We start from the raw sequence: 17,141 nt of genomic DNA, 5'->3' as shown, positions 1-17,141 counted from the left end.
CGGCACGTCGACGCCGAGCAGCTTCTCGATCGCCAGGCAGTAGCCGTGCTCGTTGCACATCATCGAGACGTAGTCGAGCCGGTCCATGTAGGGCAGCGACTGGATGTAGGTGCGCGTCTCGGCGAGCTTCTCCGTCGCGCGGTGCAGCAGGCCGACATGCGGGTCGGCACGCTGGATGACCTCGCCGTCCAGCTCGAGGACTAGGCGCAGAACCCCGTGGGCCGCGGGGTGCTGCGGTCCGAAGTTCAGGGTGTAGTTCTTGATGTCGGCCATCTCAGGCGCGCCGCCGGGCCGCCCCTAGGCGGGCCTGCGCCCCCTCGGGGGGCAGCGAACGAAGTGAGCGTGGGGGCGCCATATTCAGTGGAGGCCGCCGTAGTTGTCTTCGCGGATCACGCGCGGGACGATCTCGCGCGGCTCGATCGTGATCGGCTGGTAGATGACGCGCTTCTGCTCCGGGTCGTAGCGCATCTCGACGTTGCCCGAGACCGGGAAGTCCTTGCGGAACGGGTGGCCTATGAAGCCGTAGTCGGTGAGGAGGCGGCGCAGGTCCAGGTGGCCGTCGAAAATGATGCCGAACAGGTCGAAGGCCTCGCGCTCGAACCAGTTGGCCGCGCTCCAGACCTCGGTCACCGAGGCAATCTGCGGCACGTCGTCGTCCGGGCAGAACACCTTCAGGCGAACGCGCCAGTTCTTGCTCAGCGAGAGCAGGTGCGTGACGACGCAGAAGCGCGGGCCTTCCCACGGCTCGTCCCGGTAGCTCGAGAAGTCGACGCCGCACAGGTCCATCAGCTGCTCGAACTTCAGGTCGTCGTGGTCGCGCAGGGTGCAGGCGACGTCGAGGTAATCGGCGCTTGCCACGGTGATGCTGAGCTCTCCGTAGGCGCGCTCGAGCTTCTTGAGCCGCGCGCCGAACTGCGCCGTCAGCGCCTCCTGCAGGACGTCGAGGGAATTCATGGCGCTAGCGGGCAATGGTCGTCTCGCGCCGGATCTTGGCCTGCAGCTGCAGGACGCCATAGAGGAGCGCCTCGGCGGTGGGCGGGCAGCCCGGCACGTAGACGTCGACCGGGACGATGCGGTCGCAGCCGCGCACGACCGAGTAGCTGTAGTGATAGTAGCCGCCGCCATTGGCGCACGAGCCCATCGAGATCACCCAGCGCGGCTCGGCCATCTGGTCGTAGACCTTGCGCAGTGCCGGCGCCATCTTGTTGCAGAGCGTGCCGGCGACGATCATGAGGTCGCTCTGGCGCGGGCTCGGGCGGAACAGCATGCCGAAGCGGTCGATGTCGTAGCGGGCGGCACCCGCGTGCATCATCTCGACGGCGCAGCACGCCAGGCCGAAGGTCATCGGCCACAGCGAGCCGGTCTTCGACCAGTTGATCACCGAATCGAGGCTCGTCGAGACGAAGCCTTCCTTGAGTACGCCTTCGAGACTCATGTCAGGCTGCCGCCGGGCCGCCCCAAGGAAGCCTGCGCCCCCTCGGGGGGCAGCGAACGAAAGTCAGCGTGGGGGTCATCTTCATTCCCAATCCAGGGCGCCCTTCTTCCATTCGTAGATAAAGCCGACGACCAGGATCCCGAGGAAGAGCATCATGGCCCAGAAGCCCGTCGGACCGATCTCGTTCAGGGCCACCGCCCACGGGAAGAGGAAGGCGATCTCGAGGTCGAACAGGATGAAGAGGATCGCCACCAGGTAGTAGCGGACGTCGAACTTCATGCGCGCGTCTTCGAAAGCCTCGAAGCCGCATTCATAGGGGGAGTTCTTCGCTTCATCGGGCCGCCGCGGCCCGAGGAGGAAACCGAGCAACTGAGGCAGCACGCCAACTGCAACCCCGACGAGGATGAAGAGAATGACCGGCAGGTAGGGGTCGAGAGTCATGGTCTGGTGCCGACGGCGAGACTCGAACTCGCACAGCTTTCGCCACTACCCCCTCAAGATAGCGTGTCTACCAATTTCACCACGTCGGCGGCGCCTGTCACGTGCTCGGCTGGCATGAGGATGGGCTCGCCGCGCAACCACGCATTCTACCTGCACGACCCTGCACGGGCAGGGCTCGAAGGGCCCCTTTTTGCGCTGCGTCGCGCCGCTCGCGGCGGCGCCGGGCTTCTACTTCTGCGGGATGGCTCCCGCTCCCGATGCGGCGGGCGGCGCGGGCGTGGCTGGTACAGGCGAGGCGGACGCCGATGGGGCCGGCGCCCTGGCGCTCGTTCCGCCCGGCACGACCGGGCCGCCGGCAGGGATCTGGCCTGCGCCCGACGCGGCCGGCAAGGGCGCCGATGCACCGGCGGCAGGCCGATCCAGGATGCTGCCGGACGACTGGCGGGGCCGGTCGTTGGCGGTGTAGGCGAGCGCGAGCGTGCATGCGAAGAAGACCGCAGCGCAGACGGCCGTCGATCGCGAGAGGAAGTTGGCGCTGCCGGTCGCGCCGAAGAGGCTGCCCGAGGCGCCACTGCCGAACGATGCCCCCATGTCCGCGCCCTTGCCGTGCTGGATCAGGACCAGACCGATCATCACCAGCGCGGTGATGATCTGCAGGGCGAGGACGAGATTCATGACCATGTTCATACTGGATGCGGCTCCGTGATTCATGTGGGGCTCAGACCGCTGCCTGGCAGATGGCGATGAAGTCCGCTGCCTTCAGCGAGGCCCCGCCGATGAGGCCGCCGTCGATGTCGGGTTGGGCGAAGAGCTGGGCCGCGTTGTCGGCCTTGACGCTGCCGCCGTAGAGGAGCCGGACCGCCCCGCCGCCCGGGGTGCGCGAACGCAGCGCCTCGCGCAGGAGCGCATGCACCGACTGCGCCTCGTCGGGCGACGCGGTCTTGCCGGTGCCGATGGCCCAGACCGGCTCGTAGGCGACGACGCAGCCGGCGATCCGCTCGCCGAGCCGGTCGAGCACCGCCGCGAGCTGGCGAGCGACGACGGCATCGGTCGCACCTGCCTCGCGCTCGGCGAGGGTCTCGCCGACGCAGATGATGGGCACCAGGCCGCTGGCCAGCGCCTGTTCGGCCTTTTGGGCCACGAGTTCGTCGCTCTCCGCGTGCAGGGCGCGGCGCTCCGAGTGACCGACGATGACGAAGCTGCAGCCGAACTCGGCCAGCATCGAGGCCGCCACTTCGCCGGTGAAGGCGCCCGGGGCATGGCTGGAGCAGTCCTGCGCCCCCCAATGGATGGCGCTGCCGAGCAGCAAGGCCGCGACCTCGCCGAGGTACGGTGCGGGCGGGCAGACGGCGACATCGCAGGCTGCAGGCGCCATGGCCGCCTTCAGGCTGGCCAGGAGCGCTGCATTGGCGGCGCGCGTGCCGTTCATCTTCCAATTGCCGACCACCAGCTTGCGCCGGCGGACGGCGCCCGCCTCCGGCGCGGCTACCACGCGAGCACCAGCTTGCCGATGTGGCGGTTCGACTCCATCAGCGCGTGCGCGCTTGCCGCCTCGGCAGCCGGAAACACCTGGTGGATCACCGGGCGGACGGTCCCCGCGTCGAGCCACGGCCAGACGGTCTGCTTCAGGGCTGCGGCGATCGCTGTCTTGAAGGCGACCGGACGCGGCCGCAGCGTCGATCCGCTGATCGTGAGGCGCCGGCGCAGCACGAGGCCTGCGTCGACCTTGGCGTCGACACCGCCCTGCACCGCGATGACGACGATGCGCCCGTCCTCGGCCAGGCACTTCAGCTCGCGCAGGAGGTAGTCGCCGGCGACCATGTCGAGCACGACGTCGGTGCCCTTGCCGCCGGTCAGGCGCAGGACCTCGGTGCTGAAGTCATCAGTGCGGTAATTGATCGCGTGGTCGGCGCCGAGGGCGACGCAGGCGGCGGCCTTCTCCGGCGAGCCGACGGTGACGATCACCGTCGCGCCCCAGGCCTTGGCAAGCTGGATCGCCGTCACGCCGATGCCGCTGCTGCCGCCCTGCACGAGCAGCGTTTCGCCGGGGCGAAGCCGGGCCCGGTCGAAGACGTTCGACCAGACCGTGAAGAACGTCTCCGGAAGGCTTGCCGCTTCGATGTCGCTCAGGCGCGCCGGCGACGGCAGGCACTGGCCCACCGGCGCCACGCAGTACTCCGCGTAGCCGCCGCCGGCGACGAGGGCACAGACGCGGTCGCCGATGCGCATGCCCGCCGCCGCCAGCGCAGCGGCATCGCCGCTCTCGATCGTTCCGGCCACTTCCAGGCCGGGCAGGTCGGACGCGCCGGGCGGCACCGGGTAGAGCCCCTTCCTCTGCAGGACGTCGGGCCGGTTCACGCCCGAGGCGGCGACGCGGATGAGCGCTTCGCCCGGAGCGGCCTCGGGCCGCGGCCGCTCGGTGAGCCGGAGGACGTCGGGCTGGCCCGGCGCCGTGATCTCGATCGCCTTCACTGCCCTGCCCCGCGGCTACTCGTGCATCGCATGCTCGCGCGGCGGCATGTCGCGGTCGAGGAGCGCCTTCATCGAGAGCTTGACCCGGCCCTTGTCGTCGGTCTCGAGCACCTTGACGCGGACGACCTGGCCTTCCGACAGGAAGTCGGTGACCTTCTCGACCCGCTGGTGTGCGATCTGGCTGATGTGCAGCAACCCGTCCTTGCCCGGGAGCAGGTTCACGAGTGCGCCGAAGTCGAGGATCTTGGTGATCGCGCCCTCGTAGATCTTGCCGACCTCGACCTCTGCCGTGATCTCCTGGATGCGCTTCTTGGCGTGCTCGGCCTTGTCGGCATCGACCGAGGCGATGGTGATCGTGCCGTCCTCGCCGATGTCGATCGTGCAGCCGGTCTCCTCGGTGAGGGCGCGGATGGTCGAGCCGCCCTTGCCGATCACGTCGCGGATCTTCTCCGGGTTGATCTTCATCGTGTAGAGACGGGGCGCGAACTGCGAGACCTCGGTCTTCGCTCCGCCCATGGCCTCCTGCATCTTGCCGAGGATGTGCAGGCGCGCTTCCTTGGCCTGCGCCAGCGCCACCTGCATGATTTCCTTGGTGATGCCCTGGATCTTGATGTCCATCTGCAGGGCGGTCACGCCGTTCGTGGTCCCGGCCACCTTGAAGTCCATGTCGCCGAGGTGGTCCTCGTCGCCCAGGATGTCGGTCAGGACGGCGAAGCGGTTGCCTTCCTTGATCAGGCCCATGGCGATGCCCGCCACGTGCGCCTTCAGCGGAACGCCCGCATCCATCAGGGCCAGGCAGCCGCCGCACACCGAGGCCATCGACGACGAGCCGTTCGACTCCGTGATCTCGGAGACGACCCGCATCGAGTACGGGAACTCGCCACGGTCCGGCAGCACGGCGACCAGCGCCCGCTTGGCCAGCCGGCCGTGCCCGATCTCGCGCCGCTTCGGCGTGCCGACGCGGCCGGTTTCGCCGGTGGCGAACGGGGGCATGTTGTAGTGCAACATGAAGTGCTCGCTGTACTCGCCGGCAAGCGCGTCGATCTTCTGCGAATCGCGGTCGGTGCCGAGCGTGGCCGCGACCAGCGCCTGCGTCTCGCCGCGGGTGAACAGGGCCGAGCCGTGCACGCGCGGCAGCACGCCGGTGCGGATCTCGATCGGCCGCACGGTCCGGGTGTCGCGACCGTCGATGCGCGGCTCGCCGGCCAGGATCTGGCTGCGGACGATCTTCGCCTCGACCTCGAACAGGAGGTTGTCGACCTTGATCGGGTCGTGCTCCACGCCCTCGGCCACGAGCGCCGCCTTGGCGGCGGCGTAAGCCTCGCGCGTGGCCTGCGTGCGCGCCTGCTTGGAGCGGATCTGGTACGCAGCGCGGATCGCGCCTTCGGCCTGCGCCGAGACCTTGGCGATGAAGGGCTCGTCCTTGGCCGGCGGCTGCCAGTCCCAGGCCGGCTTGCCGGCGTCGCGGATCAGCTCGTTGATCGCGGCGATGGCCACGTTGCCTTGCTCATGGCCGAAGACCACGCCGCCGAGCATGACCTCTTCGCTCAGTTGCTTGGCCTCCGACTCGACCATCAGCACCGCCGCCTGCGTGCCGGCGACGATCAGGTCCATCTGGGTGCTGGCCATCTGCGTCTTGGTCGGGTTCAGCACGTACTGGCCGTCGATGTAGCCGACGCGGGCGGCACCGATCGGGCCGTTGAACGGGATGCCCGAGATGCCGAGCGCCGCGCTGGCGCCGATCAGGGCCGGGATGTCGGCGGCGATCTCGGGGTTCAGCGAGAGCACGTGGATGATCACCTGCACCTCGTTGTAGAAGTTCTCCGGGAAGAGCGGGCGCAGCGGCCGGTCGATCAGGCGCGACGTCAGGGTCTCCAGCTCGCTGGGCCGACCTTCGCGCTTGAAGAAGCTGCCCGGGATCCGGCCCGCGGCATAGGTCTTCTCGATGTAGTCGACGGTCAGCGGGAAGAAGTCCTGGCCCTGCTTGGCCTCCTTGCGCGCCACCACGGTGGCGAGCACCACCGTGTCCTCGATGCTGACGACCACCGCACCGCCGGACTGGCGTGCGATCTCGCCGGTCTCGAGAGTGACGGTGTGCTGGCCCCACTGGAAGGTCTTGGTGACCTTGTTGAAGATGCTCATTCTCGGTTCTCCGTTGCGTGACGGGCGCCTGGAGGGCGGCGCCGGCTCCCGGAACGTGGCTCAGGGCGAAATGCCATTCCAGGGGTGCTCGACGACAGGGGCCGAACATCGGTGGAATGACACAGCGTCGCCATGCGGCCGCTCGTTCCCCTCGCCGAAGGCGCGCCGGTCGACACCGGTCGGGCTCTCGGCTTCATTGCAGACCTACTTGCGCAGGCCCAGCTTCTGGATCAGCGCCGTGTAGCGCGCCGCGTCCGTCCCCTTCAGGTACGTCAGCAGGCTCTTGCGGCGGTTGACCATCTTGAGCAGGCCGCGCCGGCCGTGATGGTCTTTCAGGTGGGTCTTGAAGTGCGGCGTGAGTTCGTTGATCCGGTCCGTGAGCAAGGCGACTTGCACCTCGGTCGAGCCGGTATCGGCGCCGCTTCGCGCGTGCGCCTTGACGATTTCCGCCTTGTGTTCGGTGGTGGCTGGCATCTCGTTTCCTGAATGTGAAACCGAGCGCCCGCCAGGGAGCGGTGCTGCGGTTTCGTGTGAACTTGCGAGCACCGGTGAAACCGACCGGTGTCGTGCTGGGTCGCTGCCGGAGCAGTCGAGCCGCTGATTATAGGGCAGGCGCGTCGCCCCGCCGGAGGTCCGGCCGCGGCGGCTCACGCGGCGCCGAGCGCCCAGCGCGGCCTGACATCGAAGGCGTAGCCGTTCGACGACTCGGCGATGCCGCGCTGCAGCCGCATCGCCGCGGCGAGCGCGATCATGGCGCCGTTGTCGGTGCACAGCGCCAGCTCGGGGTAGTGGACGCGGGCGCCTCGACCTGCGCAGGCTCGGTCGAGGCGGCTGCGCAGCAGGGTGTTGGCACCGACGCCGCCGGCCACGACGAGGCAGCCGAGGCCTGTGGCCTCCAGGGCGGCAACGGAGCGGCGCACCAGCACGTCGACGATCGCCTCCTGCGTCGAGGCCGCCAGATCGGCGCGCGCCTGCTCGCAGGCTGCGCCTTCGAGCAGGATGGCGTGCGTGCGCACCGCCGTCTTCAGCCCCGCGAAGGAGAAGTCGAGCGTGTCCCGGTTCAGGAGCGGCCGCGGCAGGGCGTAGGCGGCCGGGTCGCCGAACTCCGCCAGCCGCGCCAGTGCCGGGCCGCCGGGGTAGCCGAGCCCGAGCAGCTTGGCCGACTTGTCGAACGCCTCGCCTGCGGCGTCGTCGATCGTGTCGCCGAGGAGCTCGTAGCGCCCGACCTCGTCGACGCGCAGGAGCTGGGTGTGCCCGCCCGAGACCAACAGGGCAACGAACGGGAAGCTCGGCGGGTCCCCGGAGAGAAAGGGAGACAGCAGGTGACCCTCGAGGTGATGAACGCCGAGCGCCGGTCGCGCCAGCGCCGCCGCGAGCGCACAGGCGACCCCGGCGCCGACCAGCAGGGCCCCGGCGAGGCCGGGCCCGCGCGTGTAGGCGACGGCATCGACACCTCCGAGCGCCAGCCCGCTGCTGGCGAGGACGTCGCGGGCCAGGGGAAGGACACGCCGGATGTGATCGCGCGACGCGAGTTCTGGAACGACGCCACCGTAGGCCGAGTGCATCTCGACCTGGCTGTGCAGCGCATGGGCCAGCAGGCGGGGTGTTCCGCTGGCGCCGGCCTGCACCATGGCCACGCCGGTCTCGTCGCACGAGGTTTCGATGCCGAGGACGTTCACCGCCAAAGTCTACGGTGCCGCACCTCGGACGAAACCCGTTCGGCCCGGGATGGGCGGAACGGGTCAGGGTGCCCGCATGCCGCGCGGGCAGGACCAGGGAACGAGCTGCCTAGAACCAGCCGCCGTGTGGCCCGTGAAGAGGCGCACTCCAGCCGCCGTGCGGTCCCGCATTCAGCGGAGCGACCTTGATGTCGATCAAGGTCGGGAAGAACGGGGTCTGCGGCTGCTGCATGGCTGCTCCTTTCGGCGGCGTCGTGCGCTCCATCCGCGCACCGCCTGATTCGACCAGCACCGTCAGACTCGCGTAACTGTCAACTCTTACAGTGTGCAGCACTGCACGGAAGTGGCAGGTGCCGAGCCCCTCGACCGGGCATCAGCGCCGCTGTGGGTGCCGGGGCAGCGCCGGAACTAGCGGATCAAGCCGAGCCGAAGCGCCTTCAGGACAGCCTGGTGCTTGTTGACGCAGCCGAGCTTGTGCGTCGCGTTGTTGACGTGCAGGGCCGCCGTGCGTTCGCTGATGCCCAGCAGGTTCCCGACTTCCCAGGCCGTCTTGCCTTCCATGGTCCAGCGCAGCGTCTCGAGCTCGCGCGGGGTGAGCGATGGCGCACCCGGCGAGCTCGCCACGGGCGTCAGGATGCGCAATGCCGCATCCTGGGCATGGACGGCGAACAGCTGCAGATCGGCGACCAGCCGGGTGATCTCGGCAGGGTCGGGCGGCACCGGCTGGTCGCGATCGACGCCGAGGAAGAAGTGCCGGCCTTCGGGCATGTGCAGGGCCATCGCGATGCCATGGCGGTAGCCGAAGCGCGCCTGCTCCTCCCACTTGTCGCCCAGGCCCTGCGCTGCATACGTGTCCTGGCCCCAGATGATGGGCATGCTGTAGCGCTTGCAATGCTGCATCACGGGATCGCGGCGCCAGCTGGCGCGGTCCTGGAACAGGTCGCGGTAGGCGCGCGGCGTGTTGTCGATGGTGATGAATTCGGCCTCGCCGAGCAGGTGATCGATGACCACCGTCGCCGACACCGTCTCGAAACCGAGCCGTCTGGTGAAGCCGACGACCTCGTCCTGGAGTTCGTCGCGGGTCCGCGTCTTGAGAACGGAGGTGAAACCGGCTTGCAGCATGCGCCTCAGGCCCTGGCGCGCATCGATGCGGCTCGCAGTGATCCGTTCGCCATCACCCTGACAACTCTGACAGCTTGCAAAGCGGTCCGGCCTTGCGACACTGCTCCGTCACGAACTTCGAAGGATTCGCCATCGACTCGAAAACAGCCATGACTCCTGCCTGGATTGTTTGTGCTTGGCCACCCCTATTGTGGCAGGCGAGTCGTGCGCCGCAGTTGCATTTGACGCACCTGGGGACGCGCGTGTTGACTTTGGGAGACGGGGACTGCCTCTGCTGCGGGCAGACCCTGTGGGGCGACGCCACCGAGACCCAGTCGGCAGGCGTGGCCTGGGACTGGGTCCAGATCCAGCACGGCGTCGTCGCCATGTCGGACCCGCTCGGGCTGGTCACCAACCTCAAGCTCCTCGACGACGAGGGCGAGGCTCTCAACAACGTGGACGCCGCTGTGCAGCTGCACCAGCTGGTGTATGCCCTGCCCTGGCAGACCGAGGTGCGGCGCGCGCTCGACCAGGTCGCCTGCTGATGCGGGCGATGCGGCTTGCCGGTCGGTACCTCGATCGCGTGGCTCAGCTCGCCGAGGTGAGCGGGCTCAAGAAGCCCGAAGTCAGGGCCTTCGTCGCCATGCTCGACGACAAGGCGCTCATCGGCGAGCGGGACGGCACCGCGCCGGATTCGGAGCTCCCTGCGCCGAGCGCCTGGAGCTGGCTGCGGCGGGCCATCCAGGTCAGCTCCGACCGGCGCTGACCGCAGCGCCCGGGGCGCCGCCCGCGCCGGCCGGCTAGTGCTTTTCCTTGGCGTGGTTGATCGAGTACTTCGGTATCTCGACGGTCACGTTCGCGCGCGCGACGATCGCCTGGCACGACAGCCGCGAGGTCGGCTCGAGTCCCCAGGCGCGGTCGAGGAGGTCCTCCTCGCTTTCGTCGGGCTCGCCCAGCGATTCGAATCCGGAGCGGACCACGACATGACAGGTGGTGCAGGCGCAGCTCATCTCGCAGGCATGCTCGATCTCGATGCCGTTCTCGAGCAGCGCCTCGCAGATCGAGACGCCCGCCGGCGCCTCGATCTCGCGCCCCTCGGGGCAGTACTCGGGATGCGGCAGGACCTTGATGACGGGCACGCTCAGATCTCCTCGAGGCGACGGCCGGCGAGTGCGCGTCGCATGCCGCGGTTCATGCGCTCGGCGGCGAACGCCTCCGTCGCGTCGCTGAGCGACTTCGCCGCCGCCTCGATCGCGAAGCGGTCGTTGCCTTGGCTGCTCTCGCGCAGTTCGTGGCTCAGCCGCTCGATGCCGGCGCGTTCCTCCGCGCTCAGGAGGTCGCCGTCCGCGGACACCGCGCTGGCCAGCGCCGCGAGAAGCCGCTCGCCGTCGACCTTCGCCTCGCGCAGGCTCCGCTCGACCATGTCGGCCTCGGCGAGGCGGAAGCCCTCGCCGAGCATGCGCGCCACTTCCTCGTCGGTGAGCCCGTAGCTCGGCTTGACCTTGATCGAGGCCTCGATGCCGGTGCCCTCCTCGCGTGCAGCGACGCCGAGGAGGCCGTCGGCATCGACCGTGAAGGTGACGCGGATCCGGGCGGCGCCCGCGACCATCGGCGGGATCCCGCGCAGCTCGAAGCGGGCGAGCGAGCGGCAATCGACGACCAGGTCTCGCTCGCCCTGCACGACGTGGATCGCCATGGCCGTCTGGCCGTCCTGGAAGGTGGTGAAGTCCTGCGCACGGGCGGTCGGAATCGGGCTGTTGCGCGGGATGATCCGCTCGACGAGGCCGCCCATGGTCTCGAGACCGAGCGACAGGGGGATCACGTCGAGCAGGAGAAGGTCACCGGTGCCCTGGTTCCCGGCGAGCGCGTCGGCCTGGCGCGCGGCCCCGAGCGCCACGACCTGGTCCGGGTCGAGGTTGGTGAGTGGCTCGCGCCCGAAGAACTCGGCGGCGGCTCGCTGAACGAGCGGCATGCGCGTCGAACCGCCGACCATGACCACGCCGTCGATCTCGCCCTTGTCCACCTTCGCGTCGCGAACGACCTGCCGGACCGCAGCGATGGTGCGCTCGACCCAGGGCCGGGCCACGGCCTCGAGCTCGCTTCGCTGCACGGGGACACGAACGGCGACGCCGCCGAGAACGGCCTCGAACGTCGCTTCCTCCCCCGTGGACAGGGCTTCCTTGGCCCGCCGTGCCGCCGTCGATGCCGCACGCCGGTCGTGCGGGCCGTTCGCCGGCACACCCGCGCGCGCCAGCACCGCATCGGCGAGCGCAGCGTCGATGTCGTCTCCGCCGAGTGCGGAGTCGCCGCCGGTGGCGATCACCTCGAAGACGCCCTTCGTCATGCGCAGCAGGGAGATGTCGAAGGTGCCGCCGCCGAGGTCGTAGACGGCGTAGAGCCCCTCGGCGGCGTTGTCGAGGCCGTAGGCGATCGCCGCGGCCGTGGGTTCGCTGACGAGGCGCAGCACCTTCAGCCCGGCCAGATCGGCGGCGTCCTTGGTCGCCTGGCGCTGCGCGTCGTCGAAATAGGCCGGCACGGTCACCACCGCGCCGAACAGGTCGTCGGCGAAGGTGTCCTCGGCGCGCTGGCGCAAGGTGGCGAGGATCTCGGCCGAGATCTCGACGGGCGACTTGACGCCGGCTGCGGTTCGCACGCGAACCATGCCGGCCTCGGAATCACCGAAGTCGTACGGCAGCGGGCCGGCCCTCGCGACGTCGGACAGCCCTCGCCCCATCAGGCGCTTCACGGACACGATGGTGTTGTGCGGATCGCTGGCCGCGGCCTCGAGCGCGCGCGCTCCGACGACCGCCCGGCCGCCCTCGAAGTAGCGCACGGCCGAGGGCAGGATCACCTCGCCGTCGTCGTCGGGCAGGCACTCGGCGACGCCGTTTCGCACGGCGGCGACCAGCGAGTGGGTGGTGCCGAGGTCGATGCCCACCGCATGGCGCCGCTGGTGCGGATCGGGCGAGGCCCCGGGTTCGGAGATCTGCAGCAGGGCCATCAGCGCTCCTCCCTCGCCCGGCGCTCGGCGACGTCGTCGGCGAAACGCTCCACGAACATCAGCGCGCGCACCTGCTCGGCGGCGCAGGCGAAGTCGCGAGCCGCGTCGATCGTCTCCGCCAACCGCCGATAGGCGGCCGACCGGTACGCGTCGAGCTCCGCGGCCACCGGTTCGAACTCGCCCGGACCACGTGCTTCCTCGAGTGCCTCGCGCCAGGTCATCTGCTGCTGCAGGAAGGCTGCCGGCATGGCGGTGTTGTCCTCGGACTGGATCGGCGCACCGTGGAGCTCGCACAGGTACGCGGCCCGGCGCAGCGGGTCCTTGAGCCGCTCGTAGGCCTCGTTCACGCGCACCGCGCCCTGCATGGCGCGGCGACGCGACGCGGCGTCTGCGGACGCGAACCGGTCGGGATGGACCTGGGCCTGCAGGCGACGGCGCCGCGCATCGAGCTCGGACCGGTCGAGGCGGTAGCCGCGTGGCAGGCCGAAGAGCTTGAAATCGTCGCCGTCGAGCTGCATGGATCAGAGGAAAAGGAAAAAGCGAAGGGGCCCGCGCTGCGGGCCCCGTCGAACCCGGCAATGTGGCGAGCTACACGCGGAACGACTCGCCGCAGCCGCAGCGATCCTTCTCGCGCGGGTTGTGGAACCTGAAGCCCTCGTTCAGCCCCTCGCGGACGAAGTCGAGCTCCGTGCCGTCGATGTAGGGCAGGCTCTTCGGATCGACGATCACCTTGACGCCGTGATCCTCGAAGACGAGGTCCTCGGGCGCGAAATCGTCGGCGTACTCGAGCTTGTAGGCCAGGCCCGAGCAGCCGGTCGTCTTCACGCCCAGCCGCACGCCCACGCCCTTGCCACGCTTGCCGAGATAGCGCGTGACGTGGCGCGCGGCCGCTTCCGTGAGGGTGACGGGCATGATCAGGCGGTGGTCGCGACGGGGTCGGCCGCCGCGTGCTCGGCGTGCTTCGCCTGGTAGTCCTTGACCGCTGCCTTGATGGCATCTTCGGCCAGGATCGAGCAGTGGATCTTCACCGGCGGCAGCGCCAGCTCCTGGGCGATCTGCGTGTTCCTGATCGTCAGGGCCTCGTCGAGCGACTTGCCCTTGACCCATTCGGTGACGAGCGAGCTCGACGCGATCGCCGAGCCGCAGCCGTAGGTCTTGAACTTGGCGTCCTCGATGAGCCCGGTCTCGCGGTTCACCTTGATCTGCAGCTTCATCACGTCGCCGCAGGCCGGCGCACCGACCATGCCGGTGCCGACGCTGTCGTCGCCCTTCTGGAACGAACCGACGTTGCGCGGGTTCTCGTAGTGGTCGACGACCTTTTCGCTGTAAGCCATTTCTGCTCTCCTCTGTCAGCGGGACGGCGTCAATGCGCCGCCCACTGGATGGTGCTGAGGTCGACGCCTTCCTTGAACATGTCCCACAGCGGCGACAACTCGCGCAGCCGGGCGACACGATCCTTCAGGGTGGCGACCACGTACTCGATTTCCTGCTCGGTGGTGAAGCGGCCGATCGTCATGCGCAGGCTCGAGTGCGCCAGCTCGTCGCTGCGGCCGAGGGCACGCAGCACGTAGCTCGGCTCGAGGCTGGCCGAGGTGCAGGCCGAGCCCGACGAGACGGCGATGCCCTTCACGCCCATGATGAGCGACTCGCCCTCGACGAAGTTGAACGACATGTTCACGTTGTGCGGCACTCGCTGCTCGGGATGGCCGTTCAGGAAGGTCTGCTCCATGTCGGAGAGGTCCTCGACGAGCTTGCGGTGCAGCATGCGGATCCGCTCGCTTTCGGTCCCCATCTCCTCGCGGGCGATGCGAAACGCCTCGCCCATGCCGACGATCTGGTGCGTCGGCAGCGTGCCCGAGCGCATGCCGCGCTCATGCCCGCCGCCGTGCATCTGCGCCTCGATGCGCACGCGGGGCTTACGCCTAACGTACAGCGCGCCGATGCCCTTGGGCCCGTAGGTCTTGTGCGAGGCCAGGCTCATCAGGTCGACCGGAAGCCTGGCCAGGTCGATTGCGACCTTGCCCGTGGCCTGCGCGGCATCGACGTGAAAGACGATGCCGCGCTCGCGGCACAGCGTGCCGATGGCGGCGATATCCTGGATCACGCCGATCTCGTTGTTCACGAACATGACCGAGACCACGATCGTGTCGGCGCGCAGGGCGCCCTTCAGCCGGTTGAAGTCGAGCAGGCCGTCTTCCTCGACGTCGAGGTAGGTGACCTCGAAGCCCTGCCGCTCGAGCTCGCGCATGGTGTCGAGCACGGCCTTGTGCTCGGTCTTGACGGTGACCAGGTGCTTGCCGCGGCTCTTGTAGAAATGGGCCGCGCCCTTCAGCGCCAGGTTGTTCGATTCCGTCGCCCCGGAGGTCCACACGATCTCGCGCGGGTCGGCGCCGATCAGCGCCGCAACGTCCTCGCGGGCCTTCTCGACGATGGCCTCGGCCTCCCAGCCCCACGCATGGCTGCGCGACGCCGGGTTGCCGAAGTGCTCGCGCAGCCACGGGATCATCGCGTCGACGACGCGCTGATCCACCGGCGTCGTCGCGCCGTAGTCCATGTAGATCGGGAAATGCGGGGTCATTCCTGGAACTCGGAGAAGGTCACTTCGAGAAGGCGGCACCGAGCGCGAAGACGGAATTCGGTGCCGTGATCTTGATCGGCTTGACGACCGGCTGGGTCGAGATCGCACGCTTGACGGGGTGCTCCTCGATGGAGACGCCCTTGGCGATCTGCTCGTCGACCAGCTTCTTCAGCGAAACCGAGTCGAGGAATTCGATCATCTTCGAGTTCAGGCTGGCCCACAGGTCGTGCGTCATGCAGCGGCCGGCGTCGTCGCCCATGCAGTTTTCCTTGCCGGCACAACCGGTGGCATCGATCGGCTCGTCGACGGCGACGATGATGTCGGCGACCGTGATCTCCTCGGACTTGCGCCCGAGCGAGTAGCCGCCGCCGGGGCCGCGGGTGCTCTCGACGAGCTCGTGGCGGCGCAGCTTGCCGAACAGCTGCTCGAGATAGGACAACGAGATCTGCTGCCGGCTGCTGATGGCAGCGAGAGCCACCGGACCCGAATGCTCCCGCAGGGCCAGGTCGATCATGGCAGTGACGGCGAAACGGCCTTTGGTGGTCAGACGCATGGGGAAACTCCTAATCGAGTGGTGGAACGCTGTCTCCAGCGGGGTGACCCTCCACTTGGCAAAAACCAAGCCGGCGACTCGCCTATTCCAAACCCGAGCGATTTGCTCAAGTATATGGAATCCGACCGATTTGGTCGAGTTTGAGGCGATTAGTTCCGCTTCAAGCCGGAGGCCGGTGCCGGCAGGGGCACGACGTTGTCGCTCCCGGCCGCTCCGAAGGCCTGCTCGCGCAGGGCGGCAAGCTGGTCCCGCACGCGCGCCGCCTTCTCGAATTCCAGGTTCCGGGCGTGCTCGAGCATCTGTTTCTCGAGATTCTTGATCCGGCGGCCGAGATCCTTCTCGCTGAGGGCCTCGACGTTGGCGCTGTCCACGGCGGACTTCAGGTCGTCCTTGGCGCCCTTGTCCCCGTACACGCCGTCGATCATCTCCTTGACCCGCTTGACGATGCTGACCGGGGTGATCCCCTCGGCCAGGTTGTGCGCCGTCTGCCGGGCCCGCCGCCGCTCCGTCTCGCCGAGCGCCAGCTTCATCGACTCGGTGACCTGGTCGGCGTAGAGGATCGCCTTCCCGTTCAGGTTGCGGGCGGCGCGGCCGATCGTCTGGATCAGGCTCCGCTCGGAGCGGAGGAAGCCTTCCTTGTCGGCGTCGAGGATGGCGACGAGCGACACCTCCGGGATGTCCAGCCCCTCGCGCAGGAGGTTGATGCCGACCAGCACGTCGAAGGCGCCCAGGCGCAGGTCGCGCAGGATCTCGACCCGCTCGACCGTTTCCACATCGCTGTGCAGGTAGCGCACCTTCACGCCGTTTTCCGTCAGGTAGTCCGTCAGCTGCTCGGCCATGCGCTTGGTCAGGGTCGTGATCAGGACCCGCTCGTTGACGTCGACTCGCTCGCGGATTTCCTGGAGGACGTCGTCGACCTGGTGCGTGGCCGGGCGGACTTCGACCAGCGGGTCGATCAGGCCGGTCGGGCGGACGAGCTGCTCCACGACCTGCCCGGCGTGCTCCCGTTCGTAGGCCGCCGGCGTGGCGGAAACGAACACGACCTGGCGCATCTTGGCCTCGAACTCCTTGAACTTGAGGGGCCGGTTGTCGAGCGCCGAGGGCAGGCGAAAGCCGTACTCGACCAGGGTCGTCTTGCGGGCCCGGTCGCCGTTGTACATGCCGCCGAGCTGGCCGATCATGACGTGGCTCTCGTCGAGGAACATGATCGCGTCCTTCGGCAGGTAGTCGACCATCGTCGCCGGCGGCGAGCCGGGCGCCGCGCCCGAGAGGTGGCGCGTGTAGTTCTCGATCCCCTTGCAGTGGCCGATCTCGGAGAGCATCTCGAGATCGAAGCGCGTCCGCTGCTCGATCCGCTGCGCCTCGACGAGCTTGCCCTGCGAGACGAACTCCGCGAGCCGCTCGGAGAGCTCCGTCTTGATCGTCTCGATGGCGTTGACGATCCGGCCGCGCGGCGTCGCGTAGTGGCTCGCCGGGTAGATCACGAAGCGCGGGATCTTCTGCCGGATGCGGCCGGTGAGCGGGTCGAACAGCGTCAGCGACTCGAGCTCGTCGTCGAAGAGCTCGAGACGGATGGCGAGCTCGCTGTGCTCGGCCGGGAAGACATCGATCGTGTCGCCGCGGACGCGGAACGTGCCGCGCGAGAAGTCGCTCTCGTTGCGCGTGTACTGCATGCGCACCAGGTGGGCGATGGCGTCGCGCTGCCCGAGCTTGTCGCCGACGCGCACGATCATGCGCAT

The 17,141-nt window shown here is 68.7% G+C and carries 21 protein-coding genes, 1 tRNA gene and 1 pseudogene; 2 read left to right on the top strand and 21 right to left on the bottom strand.

The features are described 5' to 3' along the window. From AC30N0_RS10195 to AC30N0_RS10135, 13 genes and pseudogenes are all read right to left on the bottom strand, one after another. Positions 1 to 273, bottom strand: a pseudogene (locus AC30N0_RS10195) (NADH-quinone oxidoreductase subunit D); the annotation flags it as partial. A gap of 84 nt (positions 274 to 357) precedes the next feature. Continuing rightward, a complete protein-coding gene (locus tag AC30N0_RS10190; RefSeq protein WP_489517806.1) occupies positions 358 to 954 on the bottom strand; it encodes an NADH-quinone oxidoreductase subunit C in 597 nt (198 codons plus the stop codon). Between the two features lie 4 nt (positions 955 to 958). Beyond that, positions 959 to 1,435, bottom strand: a complete 477-nt coding sequence (locus tag AC30N0_RS10185) for a NuoB/complex I 20 kDa subunit family protein (RefSeq protein ID WP_489517805.1) — start codon at positions 1,433 to 1,435, stop codon at positions 959 to 961. Positions 1,436 to 1,516: 81 nt separating this feature from the next. Further along, complete coding sequence (locus tag AC30N0_RS10180; RefSeq protein ID WP_489517804.1) at positions 1,517 to 1,876, bottom strand: NADH-quinone oxidoreductase subunit A; 360 nt, start codon at positions 1,874 to 1,876, stop codon at positions 1,517 to 1,519. A gap of 4 nt (positions 1,877 to 1,880) precedes the next feature. Beyond that, a tRNA-Leu gene (locus AC30N0_RS10175) sits at positions 1,881 to 1,965 on the bottom strand. A 139-nt stretch (positions 1,966 to 2,104) separates the two neighbouring features. After that, positions 2,105 to 2,563, bottom strand: coding sequence for a preprotein translocase subunit SecG (secG, locus tag AC30N0_RS10170; protein WP_489517807.1), 459 nt, complete (start codon positions 2,561 to 2,563; stop codon positions 2,105 to 2,107). A gap of 31 nt (positions 2,564 to 2,594) precedes the next feature. Beyond that, the gene (gene tpiA, locus AC30N0_RS10165; RefSeq protein ID WP_489517803.1) at positions 2,595 to 3,368 is read right to left on the bottom strand and encodes a triose-phosphate isomerase; all 774 of its coding nucleotides are present in this window, start codon (positions 3,366 to 3,368) and stop codon (positions 2,595 to 2,597) included. Further along, positions 3,362 to 4,348 carry an NAD(P)H-quinone oxidoreductase gene (locus tag AC30N0_RS10160; protein WP_489517802.1) on the bottom strand — a complete coding sequence of 329 codons (987 nt, stop codon included), beginning with the start codon at positions 4,346 to 4,348 and terminating at the stop codon, positions 3,362 to 3,364. The genes tpiA and AC30N0_RS10160 overlap by 7 nt, the downstream gene beginning before the upstream one ends. A gap of 15 nt (positions 4,349 to 4,363) precedes the next feature. Further along, complete coding sequence (pnp, locus tag AC30N0_RS10155) at positions 4,364 to 6,490, bottom strand: polyribonucleotide nucleotidyltransferase (protein WP_489517801.1); 2,127 nt, start codon at positions 6,488 to 6,490, stop codon at positions 4,364 to 4,366. Positions 6,491 to 6,694: 204 nt separating this feature from the next. Next, the gene (gene rpsO, locus AC30N0_RS10150) at positions 6,695 to 6,964 is read right to left on the bottom strand and encodes a 30S ribosomal protein S15 (RefSeq protein WP_489517800.1); all 270 of its coding nucleotides are present in this window, start codon (positions 6,962 to 6,964) and stop codon (positions 6,695 to 6,697) included. A 173-nt stretch (positions 6,965 to 7,137) separates the two neighbouring features. Then, complete coding sequence (tsaD, locus tag AC30N0_RS10145) at positions 7,138 to 8,169, bottom strand: tRNA (adenosine(37)-N6)-threonylcarbamoyltransferase complex transferase subunit TsaD (RefSeq protein WP_489517799.1); 1,032 nt, start codon at positions 8,167 to 8,169, stop codon at positions 7,138 to 7,140. 109 nt (positions 8,170 to 8,278) lie between these two features. Continuing rightward, positions 8,279 to 8,401: a hypothetical protein gene (locus tag AC30N0_RS10140; protein WP_489517798.1), complete on the bottom strand. Its 123-nt coding sequence runs from the start codon at positions 8,399 to 8,401 to the stop codon at positions 8,279 to 8,281. 176 nt (positions 8,402 to 8,577) lie between these two features. Then, complete coding sequence (locus AC30N0_RS10135; RefSeq protein WP_489517797.1) at positions 8,578 to 9,291, bottom strand: helix-turn-helix transcriptional regulator; 714 nt, start codon at positions 9,289 to 9,291, stop codon at positions 8,578 to 8,580. A gap of 242 nt (positions 9,292 to 9,533) precedes the next feature. On the opposite strand from AC30N0_RS10135, the gene AC30N0_RS10130 reads away from it, so the two are divergent. Further along, a complete protein-coding gene (locus tag AC30N0_RS10130) occupies positions 9,534 to 9,815 on the top strand; it encodes a DUF4902 domain-containing protein (RefSeq protein WP_489517796.1) in 282 nt (93 codons plus the stop codon). A gap of 38 nt (positions 9,816 to 9,853) precedes the next feature. Continuing rightward, on the top strand, positions 9,854 to 10,036 hold the full coding sequence (locus AC30N0_RS10125; RefSeq protein ID WP_489517795.1) for a hypothetical protein: 183 nt from the start codon (positions 9,854 to 9,856) through the stop codon (positions 10,034 to 10,036). A gap of 34 nt (positions 10,037 to 10,070) precedes the next feature. Here AC30N0_RS10125 and fdx read toward each other — a convergent pair whose 3' ends face one another. The 8 genes from fdx to uvrB form a co-directional block, all read right to left on the bottom strand. Then, positions 10,071 to 10,409 carry an ISC system 2Fe-2S type ferredoxin gene (gene fdx / locus AC30N0_RS10120; protein WP_489517794.1) on the bottom strand — a complete coding sequence of 113 codons (339 nt, stop codon included), beginning with the start codon at positions 10,407 to 10,409 and terminating at the stop codon, positions 10,071 to 10,073. A gap of 2 nt (positions 10,410 to 10,411) precedes the next feature. Next, on the bottom strand, positions 10,412 to 12,271 hold the full coding sequence (hscA, locus tag AC30N0_RS10115; RefSeq protein WP_489517793.1) for a Fe-S protein assembly chaperone HscA: 1,860 nt from the start codon (positions 12,269 to 12,271) through the stop codon (positions 10,412 to 10,414). Continuing rightward, the gene (gene hscB / locus AC30N0_RS10110; protein ID WP_489517792.1) at positions 12,271 to 12,789 is read right to left on the bottom strand and encodes a Fe-S protein assembly co-chaperone HscB; all 519 of its coding nucleotides are present in this window, start codon (positions 12,787 to 12,789) and stop codon (positions 12,271 to 12,273) included. The genes hscA and hscB overlap by 1 nt, the downstream gene beginning before the upstream one ends. 70 nt (positions 12,790 to 12,859) lie before the next feature. Next, positions 12,860 to 13,183, bottom strand: a complete 324-nt coding sequence (gene iscA, locus AC30N0_RS10105) for an iron-sulfur cluster assembly protein IscA (protein WP_489517791.1) — start codon at positions 13,181 to 13,183, stop codon at positions 12,860 to 12,862. Between the two features lie 2 nt (positions 13,184 to 13,185). Beyond that, entirely contained in the window at positions 13,186 to 13,605 is a 420-nt protein-coding gene (gene iscU / locus AC30N0_RS10100; protein ID WP_489517790.1) for a Fe-S cluster assembly scaffold IscU, read from the bottom strand. Between the two features lie 29 nt (positions 13,606 to 13,634). Further along, a complete protein-coding gene (locus AC30N0_RS10095) occupies positions 13,635 to 14,849 on the bottom strand; it encodes an IscS subfamily cysteine desulfurase (protein ID WP_489517789.1) in 1,215 nt (404 codons plus the stop codon). A 19-nt stretch (positions 14,850 to 14,868) separates the two neighbouring features. Further along, positions 14,869 to 15,402 (bottom strand): Fe-S cluster assembly transcription factor, encoded by a 534-nt coding sequence (locus tag AC30N0_RS10090; RefSeq protein ID WP_329688840.1) that lies wholly within the window; start codon positions 15,400 to 15,402, stop codon positions 14,869 to 14,871. A 149-nt stretch (positions 15,403 to 15,551) separates the two neighbouring features. Further along, positions 15,552 to 17,141 (bottom strand): excinuclease ABC subunit UvrB (gene uvrB, locus AC30N0_RS10085; protein WP_489517788.1); only part of this gene is annotated, 1,590 nt, incomplete at its 5' end.

It is taken from the genome of Rhizobacter sp. (assembly GCF_031412495.1).
Taxonomy (GTDB): Bacteria; Pseudomonadota; Gammaproteobacteria; order Burkholderiales; family Burkholderiaceae_C; genus Schlegelella_A.
This window is presented reverse-complemented; position numbering and strand designations above follow the sequence as displayed.